The organism is Serratia nevei, assembly GCF_024160145.1.
Classification (GTDB): domain Bacteria; phylum Pseudomonadota; class Gammaproteobacteria; order Enterobacterales; family Enterobacteriaceae; genus Serratia; species Serratia nevei_A.
Map to the genome: position 1 here is coordinate 173,960 of NZ_JAMYWQ010000001.1, position 21,146 is coordinate 195,105.

Sequence of the window (21,146 nt, forward strand, 5' to 3'; positions counted from 1 at the left end):
TGATACTGCGGCATTTTTCCCGCCGCTCAACCCCAGGGAGGATCCCCGATGCTGAATCTGGCTACCTTGCTTGAAGAGAGTGCGCGCACCTGGCCGGAGCGGCCGGCGGTGATACAGGACGACAACCCGCTCAGCTATCGGGCGCTGAACGAAATGGCCAATCGGGTGGCGAATTTGTTGGCCGCGCGCGGCGTGCGGCCCGGTGAACGGGTGGCGCTGGCCTGCCCGAACCGGCCGGAGTTTCCGGCTATCTATTACGGCATTCTCAAAAGCGGCGCGGTGGTGGTGCCGCTGAACATTCTGCTTAAAAGCGCGGAGTTCGACTATTACCTGGCGGATTCGGCGGCGGTGGCGCTGTTCTGTTTCGAGGGTAGCGGTGGCCTGCCGCTGGGGGAGGAGGCGCTGCGGGCGGCGGCGAGGGCGGAGCCATGCCGCGAGGTGTTTATCATCGGCGATAGGCTATCGCTTGAAGGGGAGCGTTTCAGCGCGGCAATAGCCGAACAGGCTACCGAATTCGCGTCGGCCGCAACGCTCGAAAGCGACACCGCGGTGGTGTTGTATACCAGCGGCACCACCGGCCGCGCCAAAGGCGCGGAGCTGACCCATGCCAATCTGGTGCTCAACGCATGGGGGTCGGTGCGGCTGTTCGACGGTTCGGAGACGGCCCCCGATCGTCACCTAGTCACCTTGCCGCTGTTTCATACTTTTGGTTCGACGGTGCAGATGAATGCCGGGTTCGCTTCCGCCGCCACTCTGGTGCTGGTCGAGCGCTTCGACGCCGCGCAGGCCATTGCGCTGATGCAACGGCACGGCATCACCTTCTTCGCTGGGGTGCCGACCATGTATTGGGCGCTGTTGAATGCGCTGAATGAACACACGGATATCGAAAGCTTGCGCAGCACGCTGCGTATGGCGGTGTCCGGCGGCGCCAGCCTGCCAGTACAGATCCTGGAGGATTTCTCGCGCCGCTTCGGCGTCAACATTCTCGAAGGGTATGGGCTGTCTGAGACCAGCCCGGTCGCCACCTTTAACCATCCCCATCGGATGACCAAACCCGGCTCTATCGGCCAACCGATCTGGGGCGTGGAGGTGCGCCTGCTTGATGCCACCGGGCAGCCGATCGACGGCATCGACCAGGTCGGGGAGATCGCGGTGCGCGGTTACAACATCATGAAAGGTTACCTGAATCGCCCCGAGGCGACGGCGGAGGTGCTGGAAAACGGCTGGTTCCGTACCGGCGATCTGGCGCGCCGCGACGCCGACGGCTTCTATTTCATCGTCGATCGGGCCAAGGACATGATCATTCGCGGCGGCTTTAACGTCTATCCGCGCGAGATTGAAGAAGCGTTGATTCGCCATCCCGCGGTGTCGTTGGTGGCGGTGATCGGCGTTGAACATCCCTCGCTGGGCGAGGAGATCAAAGCGGTGGTGGTGTTGAGGGAGATGGAGGAGCCGATTGAGGAAGAAATGCTGATCGCCTGGAGCCGGGAGCGGCTGGCGGCGTACAAGTATCCGCGTATCGTCGAGTTCGTCGAGCGTTTGCCGATGACCAGTACCGGCAAGGTGTTGAAGCGCTGTTTGCGCTGAGGAAAATCCGGCCTGCCGGGGCAGGCCGGGATGCGGGCATCAGCCTGGGTAGATGCCGCGCTCTTTACGTGCGGTCAGAATGCGCTCACAGGCCACGATGTAAGCGGCGGTGCGCAGGCTGCACTCTTTCTCGGCCGCCTTGTTCCAGACGTGGACCATGGCGTCGGTCATGATCTTGTCCATACGCTCGTTGATCTCGGACTCGCTCCAGAAGTAGCTCGCCATGTCTTGCACCCACTCGAAGTAACTGACCGTTACGCCGCCGGCGTTACAGATAACGTCCGGCACCACGGTGATGTTACGGGAACGCAGAATATCGTCCGCATCCGGGAAGGTAGGGCCGTTAGCGCCTTCCAGCACCAGCTTGGCGCTGAGGATTTCGGCGCGCTGACGGGTGATTTGGCCTTCCAGCGCGGCCGGGATCAGGATGTCCATGTCCACAGACCAGAACGCTTCGCTCTCGATCTCGCTGGCGCCAGGGAAGCCGGCGATCTGCTTGTGCTTGGCCTGGTATTCGGTCAGCGCGGCCAGGTCGATGCCGTTGGCGTTGAACAGGGTGGCGGAGTGGTCCTGGATGGTGACGACGCGCGCGCCGACGCCAACGAACAGGCGAGCCGCTTCGCTGCCCACGTTACCGAAGCCTTGTACCGCCACTTTGGCGCCTTCGATCTGCACGCCCAGACGCTTGGCCACTTCGCTGCCGGTGACGAATACGCCACGGCCGGTGGCTTTCTCACGGCCCAGGGAGCCGCCGAGGTGGATTGGCTTGCCGGTGACCACGCCGGTGATGGTGGTGCCGTGGTTCATGGAGTAGGTATCCATCATCCAGGCCATCACTTTGGCGTTGGTGCCGACGTCCGGCGCAGGAATGTCTTTCTGTGGCCCGATGATGAAGCCGATTTCGCTGGTGTAGCGGCGGGTCAGTCGCTCCAGTTCACCTTCAGACAGTTTGAACGGGTCGACGCGGATGCCGCCCTTGGCGCCGCCGTACGGCAGGTTGACCGCGGCACACTTGATGGTCATCCAGGCGGAGAGGGCCATCACTTCGTTCAGATCGACGTCAGGGTGGAAGCGGATACCGCCTTTGCCCGGCCCACGCGACAGGTTGTGCTGTACGCGGAAACCTTCGAAGTGGCGGATGGTGCCATCGTCCATCTGCAGCGGGATATCAACAATCAAAGCGCGCTTAGGGTGACGCAGCGTATCAACCCAGCGTGACAGCTCGCCGAGGTAAGGGGCGACGCGATCGATTTGTTGCAGATATGTAGCCCAAGCGGTGGTGCTGCTGTCTGAAGCGTAGGATAGCTTTTCCATAACCAACCTTTATATATTAGAGGTATTTATTTCGTTTAACCGTGGATTAGCAAGCGCATAACACTTTGCGCCGCTAAATTTACCACTAATTATGCCGGTTGTTAGCCCCCCTCTCATCGGGCCAGCGGACGGTTTTTCGCCGCCTGCGGGGCGGTAAATGAATAGTTAATTACTTTTCGTTGGCAGCGGGTGAGTACATGCATAATTTATGCATATAAAACGCATAAAAACCCTTTTTATCTATTTTTCAGAAGCTTGAATGTGATCAAAAAGTTTCATTTTATTTAACTGCCATGTTGACAATGGCAATTCCCCTCGCCAGAGTTAAATTAATGTTAAAACGGCTCCGGCGTCGTTTTTTTGTTGCACAAGGGAAAGTATAACTATTTGATATTTTAGTGTTTACCCACCACGCTCAGGCTTTGTACGCCAACCGTGGCGATACAACGGCTCACGCGAGCATTTTCTCGGTACCCATTATTATGACCACCCTGTCACAACGGGGCGGGCGGCGTTTGGTCTGAATTTTTTTGCCGGTTAGTGCGCCCACGGGCGTTTCGCTCCTGCTGCAGCCGCACAACGGTTGCTTAATCGCCTTAATGACGGACAGGTAACACCATGACAAAAAATCACTGCGATCGGCTGAACCCGGGTTCAGCCGAGGGGCCTCACTGTGCCCAAACCCTGCAGCGCGGCCTGAGCGCGCGCCACATTCAGCTGATTTCGATCGGCGGCGCCATCGGCACCGGGCTGTTTATGGGCTCGGGCAAGACCATCGCGTTGTCGGGCACGTCCATCGTGCTGACTTACGCCATCGTCGGCTTTTTCATGTTCATGGTGATGAGGGCGATGGGGGAATTGCTGCTCACCCGGCTCGATTACCGCTCGTTCGCCGATTTCGTCTCCGAATACCTGGGGCCGCGCGCCAGCTTTTTTCTCGGCTGGTCCTACTGGCTGAGCTGGGTGGTGACCTGCATCGCCGACGTGGTGGTGTGCGGCGGCTATATACAGTATTGGCTGCCGAACGTCTCGCCCTGGCTGCCGGCGCTGCTGACGCTGGGGTTCCTGTGCCTGTTCAACATGCTGTCGGTCAAGATGTTCGGCGAGGCCGAATTCTGGTTCGCGATGATCAAGGTGGTGGCGATCGTCGCGCTGATCGCCACCGGCGCCTGGATGGTGTTCAGCGGCTGGACTTCGCCGGACGGCGTGACCGCTTCGCTGCATAACGTCACCGATCCCGCCATTTTCATGCCGCACGGCATCTTCGGCTTCTTCGCCGGTTTCCAGATCGCCATTTTCTCCTGCACCGGCATCGAGCTGCTGGGCACCATGTCGGCGGAGACCAAAAACCCGCAGAAGGTGCTGCCGAAGGCGATCAACGCGATCCCGGCGCGCATCATTGTGTTCTACGTGTGCTCGATGCTGACCATTATCGCCGTCACCTCGTGGAGCCACATCTCGCCGGACAGCAGCCCGTTCGTGATGCTGTTCGATCGCGCGGGGCTGCCGGCCGCCGCTGCGGTGATCAACTTCGTGGTGTTGACCTCGGCGATGTCTTCGGCCAACAGCGGTGTCTATTCCAGCACCCGCATGCTGTACAGCCTGTCGATGGAAAAACACGCCCACGGCCAGTTCCGCATTCTGTCGCGCACCACCGCCATTCCGATCCGCAGCCTGCTGTTTTCCTGCTTCTGCATGGTGGCCGGCACCTTGCTGCTGGTGCTGGTGCCGAACGTGATGACGCTGTTCACCCTTGTCTCCACCGTGGCGGCGATCCTGGTGGTTTACAGCTGGGGCATGATTTTGGTCGCCTACCTGGTGTATCGCCAGAAGCGGCCGGATCTGCACGCCGCCTCCCACTTTAAAATGCCGGGCGGGGTGGCGATGGCCTGGCTGACGCTGGCGTTCTTCGCCTTTACGTTGGTGCTGATGGTGTTCGATCGCGATACCCTGATCGCGCTGTGCAGCATGCCGCTGTGGTTCACTGCGCTCGGCCTGATCTGGCGCTATCGGGTCCGCGACAGCGTGGCACGCGAGAGTTATGTGTTTTATCGGCGCGGCGTCGAGGCGGAGTAACCGGCGAAGGATGCGCCGCTTGCCGCCCGTCCCCTCGGCAAGCGGCGGCAACTGCGGTATGCTAAGCGGCTGAACAACAAACCAAACCGGGCTATACGGAGACCCCCAGCGTGCCGAACTCTTCTTCTCAACTCGACCTTTTGCGCTCGGTCGCCGACGGCATCGCGGCGCTGTTTTTCCCGAATGCGGAAGTGGTGATCCACGATCTGGCCACCAACAAGATCGCCTATCTGGCGAACAACCTGTCGAAGCGCAAACCGGGCGACGACGCCGGGCTGGAGGACTTTGAGCTCGATGGCGGTGCCGGCGTGACCGGGCCCTATGAAAAACTGAACTGGGACGGCAAAAAGATGCGCTCGGTGAGCATCGCCGCCCGCGACGAGGAGGGCAAGCCCAGCTATCTGCTGTGCATCAACCTGAGCACCGCGATGTTCGAAGACGCCCGCAACGCGCTGGACATGTTCCTGTCGGTCACCCGGCTACAGCCACAGCCGCAAGCGCTGTTCAAAGATGACTGGCAGGAGAAGATCAACACCTTCTTGCACGACTGGCTGCGGCGCGAGAACGCCGCGCTCGGCGCGCTGAGCCGCGAACAGAAACGGCGGCTGGTCAGCGATCTCTATCATCAGGGGGCGTTCAAGGCCAAAAGCGCGGCGGACTACATCGCCAACGTACTGTCGATGGGGCGCGCCACGGTGTACAAACATCTGCGGGAACTTAAGCAGGAGTAAACGGCAGGCGGATTTCTACGCCTGCCTGTAAGGTTAGTGTATTTGCCCCAGGTTGACGTACTTGGTTTCCAGGTACTCTTCCAGACCGATATCCGATCCCTCGCGCCCCAACCCGGACTCTTTGACTCCGCCGAACGGCGCCACCTCGGTAGAGATAATGCCTTCGTTGACGCCAACAATGCCGCTTTCAAGCAGCTGGGTGACGCGGAATGCGCGCGCCAGATCGCGGGTATACAAATAAGCCGCCAAGCCAAATGGTGTCGCGTTGGCGCGAGCGATCGCCTCGTCCTCATGTTGGAACCGGAAGCAGGCGGCCAACGGGCCAAATGTTTCCTCATGTGCCAGCCGCATTCGTTCGTCGGCGTCCGCCAAGACCGTTGGCTGGAAGAAGGAACCGCCGAGTGCATGGCGCCCACCGCCGCACATCAGACGGGCGCCCTGGTTGAGAGCATCCTGCAGATGGCTTTCCACTTTTTCGAGCGCCTTTTCATGAATCAACGGGCCTTGCTGCGCGCCAGGCGTCATGCCCGGAGCCACCTTTAGCGCCCGTACCGCGGCGGTGAGCTTTTCAACGAACTGCGGATAAATGCCGGCCTGAATATAGAAGCGATTGACGCACACGCAGGTCTGGCCGCTGTTGCGGAATTTGGCCGCCAGGGCACCGGCGACCGCGGCATCGAGATCGGCGTCGTCGAACACGATAAAAGGCGCATTGCCGCCCAGCTCCAACGACAGCTTTTTGACCGTATCGGCGGCCTGACGCATCAGCAACTTTCCAACCGGTGTAGAGCCGGTAAAAGAAACCTTGCGCACCGCCGGGCTGGCCATCAGCGCTGCGCCGATGGCGGTGGTATCGCCGGAAACGGCATTAATCACCCCGGCCGGGACGCCGGCTTGTTCTGCCAACACGATCAGCGCAAAAGCGGAAAGCGGCGTTTCATTGGCGGGTTTGATCACCGCCGTGCAGCCGGCGGCCAGCGCCGGCCCCAGTTTGCGCGTCAGCATCGCCAGCGGGAAATTCCATGGTGTGATGGCAGCGATGACGCCGACCGGCTCTTTGAACGTCAGAATACGGTTGGCAGCCTGCGGGGCTGGAATGGTTTTGCCGCAGGCGCGCTTGCCTTCTTCGGCAAACCATTCGATAAAGCTGGCGGCGTAAGCGACTTCACCCAAGGCTTCGCTCAACACCTTGCCTTGCTCCAGCACCATCAATTCCGCCAACGCCGCCTGATGGTCCATGATAAGCCGGAACCATCGCTGCAGGATCTGCGAACGCGTCTTGGCCGGCAGGGCACGCCATGCGGGGAGCGCGGCGGCGGCGGCGGCGATCGCCGCTTCGGTCTCAGACGCACCGGCGCTAGCCACCTCGGCAACCACCTTGCCGTTGGCCGGGTTGTACACCGGGTAGCTAAGCTGCGCGGTGCGCCATTCGCCATCACAGTACCACCCGTGGCGCAGTAATGAAGAGTAGGCAGTCATGCGATGTTCCTCGTGTCGAGATTATCCTGAATAAATACGCCGCGCGCCGGGCGGCCGCTGCGGGCAATGCGTTTGCCGGCGGTATAGTCATTGATGACGTCGCACGGCGTGTAGTTGCGTTCTAACTCATAGCGTTCATCGTCGCTGAGCTGGGTGGCCAGCGCCGCCATCGCGCTGTCGATCTGCTGCACCGTATCCGCGCCGACCAGCATGCAATCAACGCCCGGGTGACCAAGCACCCAGGATTGGGCGATTTGTGCGGGGGAAACCCCGCGCAGTTGCGCGACCTGGCTGACCGACTGCGCCACACTGAGCGAAGTTTGATCGGCGTACATCTCTTGGGTAAAGAAATCGGTCTGGTTGCGCACCGAGTTGAAATCACAGCTCAGCAGCCCCCGAGCCAGCGGGCTGAATACTGAGACGCCCAGCCCCTGATCGCGGCAGAAGGGGATCATTTCCCGTTCCTCTTCGCGGTAAGCGCAGTTAAGTTGCAACTGCATATTGATGGGTTTTACATAGCCATGGCGTTCGCAGAACCAGAGGATCTTCGCCAATTGCCAGGTATACATGGTAGACACACCGACGTAGCGCGCTTTGCCTGAGCGAACGATGTCGTTCATCGCCGACCAGGTTTCTTCGATAGGGGTGTTGACGTCGAAGTAATGCAGCATGTAAATGTCAACGTAATCCGTGCCCAGGCGCCGCAAGCTGGCCTCAATGCCGGCCATAATGTGCTTGCGCGAATGGCCCTGATTGTTCCGGCCGCCGCCAATCGGGTAACCGACCTTGGTGGTCAGCACCAGTTCGTCGCGGTTCCCCAACCGCGCGATGATGCGGCCTACCACTTCTTCACCGGCGCCGCTGGAGTAAAAATCGGCCAGATCGATAAAGTTAATCCCGCATTCCAGCGCGTGTCTGATCAGCGGTTCGCTCTGCGCCTCGTCGAAGATCCACGGTTTCCACTGCTTGCTGCCCATATTCATGGTGCCGAGGCACAGACGAGAGACCTGCAGCCCACAGTCGCCCAACGTAAGGTATTCCATGTATTTCTCCTCAGGACTTCGGGGTATAAAAAGGATTGCCCAGTTGCGGCAGCGCACGCATCAGTTGGTCGCGATCTGGCAGTTGGCCCATCGCCGCACGGATCGCCTGGCTGCAGGCACGGTAATTGTTCCGATACACCTCATCGAGGTCGTCACAGCCTGGGTTTACCCAGTTGGCGGTGACGATGCACCAGTGGTCTTCGGCCTCCGGCGGCAGAATGCCTTCCAGCAGCGCTTCGGTCACCGCTTTGGCGATGGCAGCCTGGGAGGCACCCCAGGTGGCGTTGCCGTGCAGCTCGCTGCCGATCGCCGCTTTATTGACATACAGCGTCATCGGTTTGGCCGGCACGTTGGGTTTGATAACCACCATGAACGGGCAGTGCCCCTGGCTGGGCGACGCCAGGCTGGAGGAGAACGCCTGGCCTACCGCGCCGCTGCGCGGCCCGATCATGATATTGATATGCGACGCGTTAACGCCGTTCCCTTCAAAGCCTTCACCGATATACATTTCCACGTCGTTGCTCCTGTTTTCAGTCATCGAGGGTGGGTTATTTGGCCGGCGCGGCCAACGGGTCGTCCGTCCGTCGGGCCGGTGCCTGCGCCGCATCCACCAGGGAAAGCCCCTTGGTTTCCGGTGCCCAGGCGATGGAAACGATAGCGCCTGCAGTCAACACCAGCGCCAGAATGCCGGTGGTGGCGGGCATGCCATAATTGAGGATCGCCAGTGGCAGCAGGCCGGTGCCGATCGCCGAGCCGAGACGGCTCATTGAGGTGGCGAAACCAACGCCCATCGAGCGCACTTCGGTCGGGAAGCTTTCTGCCGGGAACACGCCCACCAGATTGCTCACCGCCGACATCACCAGCGTAAAGGCGGCGAACAGGGCGATCAGCCAGGTGGTCTGGCTAGAAGGGATGACGCTCAACAAGACCAGGCAGGCGGCGAGAAACAGGAAGGAGCCGATCAGGAAGCCACGGCGCGAGCAGACCACCGTCAGCAGGATACCGAGCAGCGCGCCGACGATCAGCAGGCCATTAAGCAGCAGATCGGTGGCAAAGTTCTGAGCCAGCCCCATCACCTGCAGTATCGACGGCAGGAAGGTGTAGATGGCGAAGTAGGGGATCACCAGGCAAACGAAGAACAGACTGTTAAAGGCGGTGCGGCGGCGATAGCGCGGGCCGAACAGCGACAGAAAACGCTGTTTACTCAGGGTCGGCGCTTCGTCGATCAGCATGACGTGCGGACCGAAGTGGCGATGCACGATTGCCATCGCCTGCTCCCGACGCCCCTTACCCATGAGCCAGCGGGGCGATTCCGGCGTGCCGATACGCATCAGCAGGATGATCAACGCCGGCACGGCGGAAGATGACAACAGCCAGCGCCAGGCATCCGGCCCCATCGCCGTCAGGAAGTGCCCGGCAAAACCGGCGGCGACATAGCCGAAGGTCCAGATAACGCTGAATGAGCCGAGCAGCACACCACGATGTTTGCGCGGTGAGAATTCCGCCAGCATGGTGTGGCCGACGGAGAAATCGCCGCCCAGGCCAATGCCGACCAGCACCCTCAGTAAAAACAGCTGTTCCGGCGTGGTGGCGAAGAACTGCAGCGCCGAAGCTAACGTGATCACCACAAAACTGAAGCAAAAAATCTTTTGCCGGCCGATGTAATCGGCAATCCAGCCGAGAAACAGGCTACCGAGAAACAGTCCGATCAGCGCCGAGCTGCCGAGCATGCCTTCCCAAAAGGCGGAGAGTCCCATCTGCGGCTTGATTTGCGCCAGTGCGAAACCGATGACGCCCAGCACGTAGCCGTCGGTGAAATGCGCACCAAAGGTCAGCCCGGCGATTTTGAGATGGAATCGGTTCAACGGTACGTCATCCATACGGATTTGTTGTTGTGTCAGCTGTTGCATTTGACCTGTCCTCCGGTGTTGGAGCGGTGTAGGGTTATTGTTGTAATTACGTTAACAATGTGGCAGTTGGCAGGAGGTTAGGCGAGTGCGTTTTAGTCATACCCTCAGGTGCAAAACGCATGTGATCTGCTTCCGGTTTTACGCAAATAGCGCTGCGGCCATCGTCGAAGTACTGCAAATTGGCAACGTGGAATTAACATTTTTGCGCATGGGGAGAGGCTAAGCTGATCGTGAGAAAACTTCCGTCACTCAGTATGTTGCGTGTTTTTGAAGAAACTTGCCGAACGCTGAGCGTCAGCAAAGCGGCGGAAGCCTTGTTTATCACTCAGAGCGCCGCCAGCCGCCAAATCAAACAGCTGGAATCCTTTCTCGGCAAATTGCTGTTTGTCCGCAGCCACAGCGGGCTGGCATTGACCCAAGACGCCATATTACTGTTGCCGGCAGTGCGCCAGTCGCTGGATATCCTGGAAGAGGGCATTCAGCATGTTCAACTGCGTAACCCGCTGCAGCATTTGCGGCTGCAGGTGGCGCCCACCTTCGCCACTCGCTGGTTGGCGCCGCGCCTGGTGACGTTGCGCCGTCGCAATAGCCAGCTGCAGATTGCGTTGATCAGTGAAACCCGACAGAAATACTGCGACTTCGACTGCGCAGTCCGTTTCGGCACCCCGGCCGACTGTGCCGACAACGGTGAGTGGCTATGCCACGAACGTCTGGTGTTGGTCGGTAGCCCGTTGCTGATGGTTAACGGTGTGTTTCCGCCGTTGCACACGCAGCCTCAACTGCACGTGCTCAACGGCGACGTGCGTCTGGACAATTGGCCGTACTGGCTGAACGCCGCCGGCCATGATGCCCGATCTCTGCAGGGTGGTCTGGAGTTCAGCACCCAGGATCAGGTGATCAATGCCTGCATCACCGGTGCGGGCTATGCGGTGCTCGATCGCATGATGATCCGTAACGAACTGCAAAGCGGCCTGCTGCTGCGGCTTGCCCCGCTGGAGCTGGAAAGCCGCAACGGCTATTGGCTGGAGATCCCGCCCGGCAAGCGAAACTTGCCGCGTGTAGGCTACTTCCATGATTGGCTGCAAGAAGAGGTCCGGGAGGCACGGCAATCTGCCGAATCCGTGGCTGAATACTGAGGGATCGGCATGTTATGCTGGGGTTTATCGCATTGTCATATCCTGCCGCGGCGGGTTTTTCAGGGGAATAGCGTGTCTACCATCGTTGAAGTGTTAAAGTTGCATCCGATCATTGCGGCGGTAAAAGATAATGCCAGTCTGCAGGTAGCAGTGAAGTCCGATTGCCCGATTGTTTCGGTACTTTATGGCAACATCTGCAATATTGGACGTATCGTCCAGCAAATCAAAGAAGCGGGTAAATACGCTTTTGTGCATGTCGATTTGTTGGAAGGCAGTTCCAATAAAGAGATTGTGATTAACTTTCTAAAAATCGTCACCGCCGCCGACGGTATTATCAGCACTAAATCGGCGATGGTGAAAGCGGCGCGCCAGCAAGGCTTTTACGCCATTCATCGCCTGTTTCTTCTCGACTCCATTTCTTTCCATAACGTTGACAAGCAGGTGGCGCAATCGACGCCTGACTGCGTCGAGATCTTGCCGGGCTGCATGCCGAAGGTGTTGGGATGGGTAGCCGATAAGATAGATTTGCCGATCATCGCCGGCGGTCTGGTCTGTAATGAAGACGACGCGCAAAACGCGCTGAAGGCCGGCGCCATCGCCGTCTCCACCACTAACCACGAGGTATGGAAACTCCGCCTCAATCCATCAGCGAACTGAGCGAGCGCAACAGCGGATCGAGATGTTGGTTTAGCCGCTGGTACACCTGCTGGTTTAGCCGGCAATAGAGGCCATGGTTGCGCTCGTTCGGGGTAAAGCTGTCTCCGGCTCGCACCAGCTTTTCGGCAGCCTGCTCGTAGCTGTCGAATACGCCGATCGCCATGCCGGCGTTAATCGCACAGCCGATCGCCGCCGATCCGTTCATCAGGTTGCGTTGGGTTGGGATACCGAAGACATCGGCGAAAATCTGCATAAACAGATCGCTGTTGGCGCCGCCGCCGGAGATGATCAGACGGCTGAAGGGCGTTTTCAACTCATGGGCCATTTTGTCCATGTGGTTCTTCATGGTGAAGGCGATACCTTCCAGGAGAGAACGATACATATGCGCCCGCGTGTGGCGGCCATCGAAACCGATCATCGCACCTTTGCGAAATTCGGCTTCGGCTGGCGGCGCCCAATCATGGACGGTAATCAAGCCTTCGCTGCCGGCGGGCACCCGCGTTGCCTCCTGATTCAGCAGTTCCTCGATGCTGACGCCGGCGTCATGGGCGGCGGACAACGCTGCCGCGCCGAATTGATCGCGGAACCAACTGACGGTCCACATGCCGCGGCGCACACCCATGCATTCATACAGGTAACGGCCGGGGATCGATGCCTGGAACGGCCAGAAATTTTGCGCATTTTTCAGGTTGGCGGTGCCATGCACCATGGCGCCTATGTAGGTGCCCAGGGAGATAAGCGCCACGCCGTTACCGAACGAACCGGCGCCCAGCGCCTCCACCGCTTTGTCATGCGCCGTCGCCACGACAGGGATGCCGGCCGGCACGCCGATTTGCTGCGCCACCTGTGCGCTGAGCTGCCCGAGGATCTCACCGGGCTTGACGACTTCGAATACCTGCTCACGCTGCAGATTGCAGCGCCGCCAGGCCTCCGGGTCGCGGCTCCAGTCCAGACTGTCGTTATCCATCGGCCACCAACCGATATAGTTGGCGCAAGTATCTTTGAACTCACCGGTCAGCCGGTGGGTGATGTAGCCCGAGGTGGTGGTGACATAGCGAACCTGACGGTAGGCATCAACATATTCATAGGGCTTGTTCATACGCTTATCCATCCAGTTAATCACCGGATAGGCCAACTCGCCGTTTTCTTGCAGCAGCGCCCGGCAGCAGCGAACGATGCAGATCCCCATCGCCAAAATATCATGCCGCTGGCCGCCGCCATCGGTAAAACGCTGCATCGCGCGGCGAAAAGCGACCTTCAATGCATCCCACAGATCGTCGTGCGGATGTTCGGCCAACTGCGGTGCGGGAATATCCAGCGCACGCAACTGCTGCCGACCTTCACACAGAATATTGCCGTCCAAATCGAAAAGGGTGACCTTAGCGCTTTGGGTACCCACATCCACCCCCATCAAATACTGCTTTTTCATCCGTTAACTCCTTAAGAAAAGACGTTACTCAACGGCCGGACGTGGCGCGTTCTTTTTTGTTTCGGCGCGTTTGATATTGTTTGCCAACAGCAGGGTAAACACCACCACCACTGCGGTGGAGCCCAAGCCCATCAGCCACATATTGCGATACGCGGCGGCGGCGGGCAGGCTGTCTTGCCAGTGGCCGACCAACGGATAGACGAACACGTCGGGCAAAAAACCTATTACCGAACAGATGCCAACGGTGGTGCCCATAATGAACCGGGGCGTACGAGCCTCACCGATGCAGGCGAAATACAGGCCGCGCGAGGCATAGCAGGCGAAAGCCAGCAATAAAATCAGCCCGATGCCCACCGCAACCGACGCCGGATGGTTATTGGTGAACAACAGGGCGCACAGCGTGATCAGGCTAACCAACGCCAATAGCTGGATCACCCGGGTAGGAGACCTGAGGCGGCTGTAGGTGGTGATCAACCCTCCAACCGGACCGCACATGGCGCGGAAAATTTTGTTGATCACAATGCCCATGTAACTGGCCGCGACCAGCGTCATTCCGTACATTTCGGTCAGGTAATTGGTGGAGTAACTCAAAATAGCGTAGATGGTATAGACACCGAAGATGATCATGCTGCAATACCAGGTGGTGCTGATGCGCAACACGCGCAGGATGTCGGTGAGGCTAAAACGGCGCGCCGTTTCGGCACTGTCCGTTGCCGGGGTGAAACCGTCGTTGACGAAGAACCAACACAACACCCCGAGCAGGATGTAGACGCCGCTGTAAATCAAAATAACCGCTTTCAGACTACGGGGATCTTCAGGGGCGAACAGGGAAAATATCCACATGGTGAAGACAGCCAGCGCCATGACGCCGACGCCGCGCAGGCCTTCCATCCAGCCCATGATTTTCCCTTGTTCCTGATGGCTGCCCAGTAGTGATGCGGCTTTGATGGATACCGACCACAGCATCAAAATGGTCGTCAGGGCGAATGCCACCTGGATCAGGATCATCACCCAGAACGACGGGTAAAAGGCCATCACGCAGCCCAACAAGCCGGAGGCGATCATGGCGGAACTCATCATTTTTTTATGGGAAAATTTATCGGCGACAATGCCACTGGGGGCATACAAAATAATGGCGGTAATGCCGAAAGTGCTCATTATCAGCCCGATTTCGGTGTTGGAAAACCCCATAAACTTCGCCATGGGTATTTGGTAAATATAACGCAGGTAGGCCAGATCGAAACTTACGCCGCCGCTGATGCTTATTATCGCCAACGTTAACCATCGGTGAGAATTTGATTTTTCCATGGTACGGTCTCGCCAGTAAAGTTAAACAAAAAAAAGAGAAAGGCAGACTCCCCGCCAAGCAGGAAGTTACTTTTCTCTTCGGCTCTTTCAGTAACTGCGGTAATAAATAGCATGACGGCATTAATGCCTTCTGTGAATATCATCACAAAACCATGAGCGGGTGAATTGTCGTTGTTTTATGTGGGAAATGAAATGACGCATTGCACTTATTTTTTATCTGATAATTTTGCGATAATCATCACGGAATAGGGTGAAGACGATATGTTAGCGTGTTTCCCAGTTACTGGAGACGATGAGAAAAGTAACTTCTCTGCCACCCGCAGAGAAGCTTGCTTTTCTCTTTTTTTTTGCATTTTTCCGGGCCAAGGGGCAGGAGCATGTCACTAAACGCATTGAATGAGTTCTCACTGGATTTCTTTTCGCTGAAGGGTAAGACGGCGATCGTAACCGGCGGCAACAGCGGCCTGGGGCAAGCGTTTGCCGTTGCGTTGGCCAAGGCCGGCGCCAATCTTTTTATCCCAAGCTTCGTGATGGATAAGGGGCAAACCCGTGAAATTATTGAACAACAGGGCGTGCGCGTCGAATTTATGCAGGTGGATATCACCGAGAAAGGCGCGCCGGCGAAAGTGATCGCGCAGTGTCTGGAGGCCTTTGGTGCGGTTGACATTCTGGTGAACAACGCCGGTATCTGTAAACTCAACCAGGTTCTGGATTTCGGCCGCCAGGACTGGGATCCCATGATCGACGTCAACCTGACGGCGGCGTTTGAGCTGAGTTATGAAACGGCGCAAGTCATGGTGCCGAGAAAACAGGGGAAAATAATCAATATTTGCTCCTTGTTTTCCTACCTCGGCGGCCAATGGTCACCGGCATATTCAGCCACCAAGCATGCTCTGGCCGGGCTAACCAAATCTTATTGCGATGAATTGGGGCAATATAATATTCAGGTCAATGGCATTGCTCCTGGTTATTACGCCACCGATATTACTGCGGAAACACGTAAGAATCCGCAGACTAACCAACGCATACTGGATCATATTCCGGCCAACCGCTGGGGTGATACGCAAGATTTGATGGGTGCGATGGTGTTTTTAGCCAGTAGAGCGTCCGATTATGTTAATGGCCATTTATTGGTGGTGGATGGCGGTTATTTGGTTCGTTAATAAAACATTATTTTTACGGAATCTCACTTATATTCTGACTATCAGGAAGGGTTAATTATGTCTCTGACTCGAGAAGCTATCGTCAGTCATTTGAAAGAAATCGTTGGGCCGACACGGGTGATTACCGACGAAGAGGTGCTGAAAAAGAACAGCGTTGATCGTTTCCGTAAGTACGCTGATATTCATGGCGTATTTACGCTGCCGCTGCCGGCGGCGGTCGTGAAGCTGGAAAATACCCGCCAGGTTTCTGACGTGCTGGCATTTATGAACGCCAACGGCGTTAACTGTGTGCCGCGTACCGGCGCTTCCGCCACCGAGGGCGGGCTGGAGACGGTCGTGAAGAACTCCGTGGTGCTGGACGGCTCTGGCATGGACCAGGTTATCAGCATCGACATTCGCAATATGCAGGCTACGGCGCAGTGCGGCGTGCCGCTGGAGGTGCTGGAAAACCAGCTGCGGGCGCAGGGGTACACCACCGGCCATTCCCCGCAGTCCAAACCGTTGGCGCAGATGGGCGGGCTGGTGGCGACACGCAGCATCGGCCAGTTTTCCACGCTGTATGGCGCGATCGAAGATATGGTCGTTGGCCTGGAGGCCGTGTTCCCCAACGGCCAGATCACCCGGATCAAAAACGTGCCGCGCCGCGCTGCGGGTCCGGATATTCGTCACGTGATCATCGGCAATGAAGGCGCACTGTGCTTCATTACCGAAGTGACGGTGAAAATCTTTAAATATCGCCCCGAGAACAACCTGTTCTATGGCTATACCCTCGACAATATGCAGACCGGCTTCGATATCCTGCGCGAAGTGATGGTCGAAGGTTATCGGCCGTCGATCGCCCGATTGTATGATGTCGAAGATGGCACTCAACACTTTACCCACTTCGCCGCCGGCAAATGTGTGTTAATTTTCATGGCGGAAGGTGCGCAGGGCATAGCACAGGCGACAGGCGACGGCATCGAGGCCATCGTCAAATGCCATGCCGAATGCAAGAAGGTGGATTCGCGACTGATTGAAGAATGGTTCAACAATTTGAACTGGGGACCGGAGAAGGTAGCTGCGGAACGCTTGCAGATCATGAAGACCAACAATATGGGCTTTACGACCGAAGTGTCCGGCGATTGGGCAAGCATCAACGTCATCTATGAGAGCGTGCTGCATCGCATCCGTGAGGAGTTTCCGCACGCCAAAGACATCACCATGCTGGGCGGCCATTCCTCCCATAGTTATATCAATGGCACCAATATGTACTTTGTTTACGATTACAACGTGGTGGACTGCAAGCCGGAAGACGAGATCGAAAAGTACCACAACCCGTTGAATAAAATCATTGTGGAAGAAACGCTGCGGCACGGCGGCTCTATGGTGCACCACCACGGTATCGGCAAACACCGTGTACATTGGACCAAAGATGAACACGGCAGTGCTTACTACATACTGAAGGGGTTGAAAGCGGTTTACGATCCTAACGGCATCATGAACACCGGCACAATCTACCCGATTGAAAAATAACGTCTCATTGGCCCGGCCTACCGGGCCTGTTCACGACCTGCCTGAAATACAACAAGCCGGATAAACGGAAGAAATGGGCGGCGCTGGCCGCCCATTTTTGTTACCAGCGGTAGTTGACCGAAGCGATGATGCTGCGGCCGCTGCCGTAGAAGCAGGCATATTCGCCGCTGCATGAAGAAACGTATTTCTTGTCCGTCAGGTTCTGCACGTTGAGCTGAATAGCCGCACCACGCAGCGCCGACGAAGCCTGGCCGAGGTCATACTTCACCATGGCGTCGTACAGCGTGTAGTGCGGCACATCGTACTGGCCGATGGCGTCGGCCGGCGCATTGCCGATGTAACGCACGCCGCTGCCGACGGTCAGGCCGTTCAGCGCGCCGCTCAGGACGCTGTAGCTACCCCAGGCGGACGCCGCATGGCGCGGAATGCCCGCCGGGCTGTGGCCGATTTCGTCCGCCGAGTTGGAGTCTTTGGTCACCACGTCGGTGTAGGTATAGGCGGCGGTCAGCTTGATCTCCGGCGTTGGCTGAGCGTGCACTTCCGCCTCAATCCCTTTGGATTTCACCTCACCGATCTGCTCGTAGGCGGAGGTAAGGCGGTTATAGGACGCCACATTGCGCTGGGTAATGTCGAACCAGGAGAGGGTCAGCAGGGTATTGCCGCCCGGGATCTGGTATTTCACGCCCACTTCGGTTTGTTTGCCGGTGGTCGGTTTGAGCGGATCGGCACCCGGCGCGCTCGGGTACAGATTAGGATCGAACGAGGTGCTGTAGCTGACATACGGTGAAATGCCGTTGTCGAAGGCGTAAAGCAGGCCCGCGCGGCCGGTGAACTGGGCATCGTTGTAGGTTTGCTCTTTACCGCCGCTGGTGCGATCGCGCGTGTTGACCTGCGACCAGTCCTGGCGGCCGGACAGCAGCAGGTTCCAGTTATTCCACTCCAGCTGATCCTGCAGATACACCCCGACCTGATTCAGCGTCTTCAAGTCGCTGGAAGCCAGCGCCAGCGTGCTGCCATCGATGCTGGGGCGAACCGGGTTGGCCCAGTCGATCGGGTAATCGTTGCCGCGATCGCGGTACATTTTATAATCGCTATGGCTGTAGCGGTAATCCAGCCCGCCCAGCACCGTGTGCTTCACCTCGCCGGTGTCGAACACCCCCTTCAGCTGATTGTCCACGCCAAACTCGTTGGTCATCTGCGTTTCATGCTGCGCCATGCGCGTGACGGTATGGTCGTTGACCTTCGAGTTAACGTTATAAACCAGATATTTATAGTCTTCATCGCGGTGGGTGAAGCGCAGGTTCTGGGTGAACGACAGCGCATCGCTGAAGTTATGTTCGAGGCTGTAGCCGATCGACGCCTGCTCGCGCCGCGACTTGTTGAAGCTGGGTTCGCTGATGTTAAAGTCATAGGGCACATAGCCCGCACTGGTCGGGAACAGCGTGCCGGCACGCGGCAGGAAGTTGCGCGATCCGGCTTTCGGATCGTTCTGGTAGCTGGTCAGCAGCGTAAAGCTGGTGTCTTCGTTCGGCAGCCAAGTGAAGGCCGGCGCGATGGCCACCCGTTGCTGCTTGCTGTCTTTGACAAACTCATGCTCGGTTCTGGCGATGCCGTTCAGGCGGTAGAACAGGGTATTATCGTCGTTGAGCTTGCCGCCGAAATCGAACGCCGTTTCCGCCAGATGGCGGTTGCCGGTGCTGAATTTGACTTCATGAATGCTCTGGGCGGTAGGGCGCTTGCTGGTCATTACCACCACGCCGCCGGGGCTGACCTGGCCGTACAGCACGCCGGCCGGGCCGTGCACCATCTCCACGCGCTCCAGCAGCCAGGGATCGATCTGGCCGGCGCCGCCGTTTTGGCTCGAAAGGCCAAAGTGCAGGCCGTCGAGCAGCTTGGGCGCATAGCGGAAGCCGCGGCTGATCACTTCGTCATTGCGGTTGGAGTTGCCGCGATAGGTGGTGATCACGCCGCTGGTGTAGTTCAGCGCGTCGGCCACCGACGCCGGCTCCTGATCGTTCATTTGTTCGCGCGTGACCACCGAGATAGCCTGCGGTGTTTTACGCAGCGGAACGGCGGTCTTGGTGCCGGCCGCGCTCTCTTTGGCGACGATCCCTTTGACCGGCGCAGTCACGCTGTTTTGCGCGTCGGCGGTCACCACGATCGTCTCGTCCGCCGTGGCGGCGGCGCTTTGCGCGAGGGGCAATAAGGCCAGCGCCGATCCCAGCAGCAGACGCGTGGCGGACATCGCATCCGCATTCCCGTTGGTTATCCCTTTGTTTTTAATCTTCATTATCTCTCCTGCATACCTGCTTTAGTGTGTAATGCCACCCTGATAAATCCCGAAATGCCGACAGGCAATCTTCTCCTCGTCGACGCGGCAGCGCCGTGTCTGCACGACGGTAAAAATCCGACAAATAGTATTGAAAATGATAATGAGTATCAATACGATTGTCAGGTTTTGTAAAAATCACTCATGTTGTGTAAGGGGCACTATGGAGTTTTTGCCGGAAAAAGAGCCAGAAAGCGGCCATGAGGGATTGGCAGCACAATGGCTGCGTGAAGAGGCGGCGGGGCAGCCTGACTGGTGGCAACGGGTGGCCTCGCATGGCACGCCCATCGTCGAGCCGCACGATGACCACCACGTCAAAATGACCTGGCTGTGGCGCGATCCGGCCGGCGATGAACGGCACTCGCCGATCCGCCGCGTGTACGCCGACATCAACGGCATTACGGATCACCACAGCACGGCCCCCAGCAGCCTGACCAGGCTCCCCGGCACCGACGTTTGGTACGGCGCGGCCGTTATCGATCGCCGCTGGCGCGGCAGCTACAGCCTGATCCCCATCACAGAGCGAGATCTTCCCCCCGTCTTCAGCGACGACGAAACGCTGCGCGATCGCCAGCAGCGCGCCTGGTGGGTATCGCTGTTTCCGCTGGCGATCGCCGATCCGCTGAATCGCCTCTCGCTGGGGCCTTCGCATCGTCCGCGCCCGCTTTCCCTGGCCCAGGGGCCGGATGCCGACGACCAAAGCGCCTGGCAGGCCGCCGATCGGCCGCTGGATGAGGCGCGATTGCACCGTTTTCAATGGCACAGCGAACGGCTCGGCACGCCGCGGCGCGTCTGGCTGTATGCCAGCGGCGACGCAGCGGTGAAAGCGAACCGCCCGTTGGTGTTATTGCTCGACGGCCAAAACTGGATCGAAAGGCACGCGCTGTTGCCGGTGATCGAGCACGAAACCGCAAAAGGGCGGCTGCCGCCCGCGTGTTGGCTGCTGATCGATGCGATCGACGGTGAACACCGGGAAAACGAGCTGCCCTGCAACGCCGCCTTCTGGCAGGCGGTGATCGACGAACTGCTGCCGCAGGCGCAGAAGCGCGAAGCGTTCAGCGAGGAAGGGGCGCGTACCGTCGTCGCCGGCCAAAGCTACGGCGGGCTGGCGGCGTTATACGCCGGTCTGCACTGGCCAGAGCGCTTCGGCCTTGTGCTGAGCCAGTCCGGCTCCTTCTGGTGGCCCACGGTGCAATTCGTTACCCAGTTCGAAAAACGCCACGAACTGGAGGAAGGCTGGCTGATACGCCAGGTTCGGCAACGCAACGTGGCGGCGCCCACGCTCACCGTGATCCAACAGGCCGGCGATCGCGAGGCGGATATCGAATTCGTCAATCGCCAGATGCACGAGGCGCTGACGGCGGCGGGGCACCGTGCTGAATACCGCGTGTTTTCCGGCGGGCACGATGCGCTTTGCTGGCGCGGCGGTCTGGTGGACGGCGTGCGCCAGCTGCTTTCCGGGATGGAATAAC

At 58.5% G+C, this 21,146-nt stretch carries 17 protein-coding genes; 8 read left to right on the forward strand and 9 right to left on the reverse strand.

What is annotated here, in order from left to right:
• Positions 1 to 48 precede the first annotated feature (48 nt).
• A complete protein-coding gene (locus M6G53_RS00770; RefSeq protein ID WP_253328324.1) occupies positions 49 to 1,587 on the forward strand; it encodes a long-chain-fatty-acid--CoA ligase in 1,539 nt (512 codons plus the stop codon).
• A gap of 39 nt (positions 1,588 to 1,626) precedes the next feature.
• On the opposite strand, the gene M6G53_RS00775 is transcribed toward M6G53_RS00770, so the two are convergent.
• The gene (locus M6G53_RS00775) at positions 1,627 to 2,901 is read right to left on the reverse strand and encodes a Glu/Leu/Phe/Val family dehydrogenase (RefSeq protein WP_253328325.1); all 1,275 of its coding nucleotides are present in this window, start codon (positions 2,899 to 2,901) and stop codon (positions 1,627 to 1,629) included.
• Between the two features lie 618 nt (positions 2,902 to 3,519).
• Between M6G53_RS00775 and M6G53_RS00780 the strand changes: the two genes are divergently transcribed.
• On the forward strand, positions 3,520 to 4,977 hold the full coding sequence (locus M6G53_RS00780; RefSeq protein WP_253328326.1) for an amino acid permease: 1,458 nt from the start codon (positions 3,520 to 3,522) through the stop codon (positions 4,975 to 4,977).
• Positions 4,978 to 5,087: 110 nt separating this feature from the next.
• The gene (locus M6G53_RS00785; RefSeq protein ID WP_253328327.1) at positions 5,088 to 5,708 is read left to right on the forward strand and encodes a helix-turn-helix transcriptional regulator; all 621 of its coding nucleotides are present in this window, start codon (positions 5,088 to 5,090) and stop codon (positions 5,706 to 5,708) included.
• A gap of 33 nt (positions 5,709 to 5,741) precedes the next feature.
• Here the strand turns inward: M6G53_RS00785 and M6G53_RS00790 are convergent, their stop codons facing one another.
• Genes M6G53_RS00790 through M6G53_RS00805 form a run of 4 tightly spaced genes read right to left on the reverse strand, consistent with a single transcriptional unit; the run spans position 5,742 to position 10,140 of the window.
• Positions 5,742 to 7,187 carry an NAD-dependent succinate-semialdehyde dehydrogenase gene (locus M6G53_RS00790; protein ID WP_253328328.1) on the reverse strand — a complete coding sequence of 482 codons (1,446 nt, stop codon included), beginning with the start codon at positions 7,185 to 7,187 and terminating at the stop codon, positions 5,742 to 5,744.
• A complete protein-coding gene (locus tag M6G53_RS00795) occupies positions 7,184 to 8,230 on the reverse strand; it encodes an aldo/keto reductase (RefSeq protein ID WP_253328329.1) in 1,047 nt (348 codons plus the stop codon). Before M6G53_RS00795 ends, M6G53_RS00790 begins: the two co-directional genes overlap by 4 nt.
• 10 nt (positions 8,231 to 8,240) lie before the next feature.
• Entirely contained in the window at positions 8,241 to 8,744 is a 504-nt protein-coding gene (gene fae / locus M6G53_RS00800; protein WP_253328330.1) for a formaldehyde-activating enzyme, read from the reverse strand.
• Between the two features lie 34 nt (positions 8,745 to 8,778).
• Positions 8,779 to 10,140, reverse strand: a complete 1,362-nt coding sequence (locus M6G53_RS00805) for an MFS transporter (RefSeq protein WP_253328331.1) — start codon at positions 10,138 to 10,140, stop codon at positions 8,779 to 8,781.
• 230 nt (positions 10,141 to 10,370) lie between these two features.
• Here M6G53_RS00805 and M6G53_RS00810 point away from each other — a divergent pair, with 230 nt between their 5' ends.
• Complete coding sequence (locus M6G53_RS00810; RefSeq protein WP_253328332.1) at positions 10,371 to 11,276, forward strand: LysR substrate-binding domain-containing protein; 906 nt, start codon at positions 10,371 to 10,373, stop codon at positions 11,274 to 11,276.
• Positions 11,277 to 11,348: 72 nt separating this feature from the next.
• Positions 11,349 to 11,933, forward strand: coding sequence for a glycerol-3-phosphate responsive antiterminator (locus M6G53_RS00815; protein ID WP_253328333.1), 585 nt, complete (start codon positions 11,349 to 11,351; stop codon positions 11,931 to 11,933).
• Here M6G53_RS00815 and M6G53_RS00820 read toward each other — a convergent pair.
• The 3 genes from M6G53_RS00820 to M6G53_RS00830 are packed head-to-tail and all read right to left on the reverse strand — an operon-like array spanning position 11,914 to position 14,813.
• A complete protein-coding gene (locus M6G53_RS00820) occupies positions 11,914 to 13,362 on the reverse strand; it encodes an FGGY-family carbohydrate kinase (RefSeq protein WP_253328334.1) in 1,449 nt (482 codons plus the stop codon). The genes M6G53_RS00815 and M6G53_RS00820 overlap by 20 nt on opposite strands.
• A 24-nt stretch (positions 13,363 to 13,386) precedes the next feature.
• On the reverse strand, positions 13,387 to 14,670 hold the full coding sequence (locus M6G53_RS00825) for an MFS transporter (RefSeq protein WP_253328335.1): 1,284 nt from the start codon (positions 14,668 to 14,670) through the stop codon (positions 13,387 to 13,389).
• A complete protein-coding gene (locus M6G53_RS00830) occupies positions 14,640 to 14,813 on the reverse strand; it encodes a hypothetical protein (protein ID WP_253328336.1) in 174 nt (57 codons plus the stop codon). The genes M6G53_RS00825 and M6G53_RS00830 overlap by 31 nt, the downstream gene beginning before the upstream one ends.
• A gap of 234 nt (positions 14,814 to 15,047) precedes the next feature.
• Here M6G53_RS00830 and M6G53_RS00835 point away from each other — a divergent pair, with 234 nt between their 5' ends.
• Together M6G53_RS00835 and M6G53_RS00840 are read left to right on the forward strand one after the other, a co-directional pair.
• Entirely contained in the window at positions 15,048 to 15,833 is a 786-nt protein-coding gene (locus tag M6G53_RS00835; RefSeq protein ID WP_253328337.1) for an SDR family oxidoreductase, read from the forward strand.
• Between the two features lie 57 nt (positions 15,834 to 15,890).
• On the forward strand, positions 15,891 to 17,345 hold the full coding sequence (locus M6G53_RS00840; protein WP_253328338.1) for an FAD-binding oxidoreductase: 1,455 nt from the start codon (positions 15,891 to 15,893) through the stop codon (positions 17,343 to 17,345).
• A gap of 100 nt (positions 17,346 to 17,445) precedes the next feature.
• On the opposite strand, the gene M6G53_RS00845 is transcribed toward M6G53_RS00840, so the two are convergent.
• Positions 17,446 to 19,635, reverse strand: a complete 2,190-nt coding sequence (locus M6G53_RS00845; RefSeq protein WP_253328339.1) for a TonB-dependent siderophore receptor — start codon at positions 19,633 to 19,635, stop codon at positions 17,446 to 17,448.
• Between the two features lie 202 nt (positions 19,636 to 19,837).
• Here M6G53_RS00845 and fes point away from each other — a divergent pair, with 202 nt between their 5' ends.
• The gene (fes, locus tag M6G53_RS00850; protein WP_253328340.1) at positions 19,838 to 21,145 is read left to right on the forward strand and encodes an enterochelin esterase; all 1,308 of its coding nucleotides are present in this window, start codon (positions 19,838 to 19,840) and stop codon (positions 21,143 to 21,145) included.
• Position 21,146: the final 1 nt, after the last annotated feature.